The organism is Pelomonas nitida (assembly GCF_043555975.1).
GTDB lineage: Bacteria > Pseudomonadota > Gammaproteobacteria > Burkholderiales > Burkholderiaceae_C > Pelomonas > Pelomonas nitida.
The window spans coordinates 1-339 of record NZ_JBIGIA010000052.1; the positions used below are offsets into that span (position 1 = coordinate 1).

Below are 339 nucleotides of genomic sequence, written 5' to 3' on the forward strand. Positions count from 1 at the left end.
CGAAGAAGCCCAGCGGGTAGAAGGTGGTGCGCACCTGGGCCGAGCCGCCGACGACGAAGTTGTTGTTGCCCCACGGGCTGCCCGTCACGCCCACCACGCTCAGGCCGCCGACCGTGCCGCCACTGACTGTGCCGTTGGCGATGATGGCCTGGTCTTCGATGCGCGCCGTGCCCGACACCGAGGAGCCCGGCATCACCGTCGCGTACGGGCCGACATACACGCTCGTGGCCGTGCCGCTGGGCGCGCAGCCGCCGCCGTTGCTGTGGCGAACCGTGCCGCTCGGGCAGGCGTCACGCTGGCCGTTCTGGAAGCCCTGCGGCCAGGCGTTGGCCAGCTCCA

1 protein-coding gene is annotated in these 339 nt (G+C 71.7%); it reads right to left on the reverse strand.

Annotation, left to right across the window (positions count from 1 at the left end; translation table 11 throughout):
- Nucleotides 1-339 (reverse strand): hypothetical protein (locus ACG00X_RS24070; protein WP_394492362.1); only part of this gene is annotated, 339 nt, incomplete at both ends.